General features: G+C 75.1%; 2 protein-coding genes. Both read left to right on the top strand.

The features are described 5' to 3' along the window. Nucleotides 1-1,593, top strand: a 1,593-nt coding sequence (locus tag LLG88_02780; protein ID MCE5245832.1) for a homocysteine S-methyltransferase family protein, incomplete at its 5' end; no start/stop codon positions are given. 256 nt (nt 1,594-1,849) lie between these two features. Then, the coding region (locus LLG88_02775; GenBank protein MCE5245831.1) for a hypothetical protein at nt 1,850-2,373 on the top strand (524 nt) is incomplete at its 3' end.

Raw genomic sequence — 2,373 nt, 5'->3', positions numbered from 1 at the left:
GTCGGCCCGCTCGGCATCCGCCTCGAGCCGTGGGGCGCCACGTCGGTCGCCGAGGGGGAGGCGCTGTTCCGCGAGCAGATGGAGGCGCTCGCCGAAGGGGGCGTCGATCTCCTCGTCCTCGAGACGTTCGCCGACCTCGTCGAGATCCAAGCCGCGGTGCGCGCCGCGCGCGCCGTCGGCGGCCTGCCGGTCGCGGCGCTGATGACGGTGGACGAGGAAGGGCGGACCCCCGAAGGTGTCCCGCCGGAATGGGTCGCGCGCCGGCTGGAGGAGGCGGGCGCGGACGTGGTCGGCGTCAACTGCTCCGTCGGCCCCGCGGCGATGCTCTCGGTCGTCGAGGCGATGGCCACCGTCGCTTCGCGTCCCTTGGCCGCCCTGCCGAACGCCGGCCTGCCGCGGGCGATCGAGGGGCGGATGCACTACCTCGCCAGCCCGACCTACATGGCCCGCTGCGCGCGCCGCTTCGTCGACGCGGGGGCGCGCGTCGTCGGCGGCTGCTGCGGCGTGACGCCGGAGCACGTCCGCGCGATGAGCGAGGCGCTCGGCGGCGTCGCGCCGCGCGAGATCGCGCCGCGCGTCGTCGTCGCCCCCTCCGCCGAGCCGGCCTGCCCGCGCGTCGCCGCCGCGGCGAAGTCGGCCCTCGCGGCGAAGATCGACGCCCGGCTGTTCGTCTCGCTGGTCGAGCTTCCGCCGCCCCGCGGCTGGGAGACCGCGGCGCGCCGCGCCGAGATCCGCGCGCTCGCCGCGGCCGGCGTGGACGCCGCGCTCGTCGCCGACGATCCGCGTCTCGCCGGGGCGCGCCTCGCGCCGCTGGCCTTCGCCGCCGTCGTGCTTGAGGAGGCGCGCGCCGGCGACGGAACCCCCGAGCCGCTGCTGCAGTACTCCTGCCGCGACCGCAACCTGCTCGGGATGCAGTCCGATCTGCTCGGCGCGCACGCCCTCGGCGTGCGGAACCTGATGCTGGTCACCGGGCAGCTGCCGCGCCCCGGCGAGCCGATCTGGGCGACGCCGGTCTTCGACGTGGACGCCGTCGGCCTCGCCAACGTCGCGCACCGCCTCAACGGCGGGCTCGACGTCGGCGACAACGCGATCGGCGCCCCGACGGCGTTCTTCGTCGGCGTCGAGGCCACCCCCGCCTCGCCCGAGCGCGCGGCGGAGGTCGATCGTCTCGCGTGGAAGATCGACGCCGGCGCCGAGGTCGTCTTCACCAAGCCGGTCTTCGACGTCGACGACTTCCTCTCCTTCCTCGCGGCGGTCGAGCCGTTCCGTCCGCCGGTCGTCGCCGCGGTCTGGCCGCCGCGCTCGGCGCGGGAGCTGGAGACGCTCGCCGCCGAGACGCCGGGGGTGAGCGTCCCGCAGGCGATGGTCGATCGGATGGCCGAGGCGGCGACCCCCGAGGCGGCGGAGGAGATCGGGCTGGCGATCGCGGGGGAGGTGGCGCGCGCCCTCCGTCCGCACGTCGAAGGGCTGCTCTTCTGCGGCAAGCTGGGACGCGATCCGCGGGCGCTCGCGCTGCTCGCCGCGGTCCGCGGAGACGGCCGCGCCGCGCCGCGCGTCTTCGGCGCCCGCCCCGGTTTCCGCGGCGCGGTCTGATCGGCCGGCGCGCCTTGGACCGCGGCGCGCGCGGGGGCGCGGCGCGTTCCGAACCGCCGCGCGCCGCCCGCTGGACGGGACGGCGCCCGTCCTCCGCAGGTGGCGCCCGCCGCGCGGCGCGGACGGCAAAGGGGCGCGGGCGGCCGTATATCGGGGGCGGGCGGCCCTTCCGCCCGTGGCGCCGCGATTGCTTTAGTGTCGGTCGTGCCCGCAGCGGAACGAGCGACGGAACGCGGGCGCCGAGAGGGAGACTACGATGCGCAAACTTCCGACGTTCACTCTGACGATCATCGCGGCTCTGGCCATGGCTGCGCCCGCCTTCGCCGGTTCCCCGCGTCACTTTCCGCGCGGCCCGGTCGGCGGGCCGGACTACGAGCAGGGGCAGTTCCGGCTGTCGGTCGGCACGTTCGAGCCGCGCGGCGACTCCGAGTTCTGGGACGGCAACTCGCAGCTCTTCACCGGCTCCGCGTCCGACCTCAAGGACGTCATGTGGGGCGGCGACTTCCTCTGGTCGATCAACGCCAACGCGAGCGTGATGTTCTCGCTGGAGACGGTCGAAGGGGCGACGACGCAGTCCTACCGCGATTACCTCGAGGGGGGCGCGCCGATCTCGCACCGCACCAAGCTCGAGGTCACGCCGTTCACGGTCGGCCTCGTCTTCTATCCCGCGGGGAAGAAGGCGCCGGTGATTCCGTACCTCGGCTTCGGGGGCGGGCTCTACTGGTGGCGCTACACCGAGAACGGCGACTTCATCAACTTCAACGACGAGGCGCTGCCGAT

Source organism: bacterium (assembly GCA_021372775.1).
Lineage (GTDB): Bacteria > Acidobacteriota > Polarisedimenticolia > J045 > J045 > JAJFTU01.
Note: the sequence above shows the minus strand (reverse complement) of the source record. Positions and strands in the feature narration are given on the sequence as shown.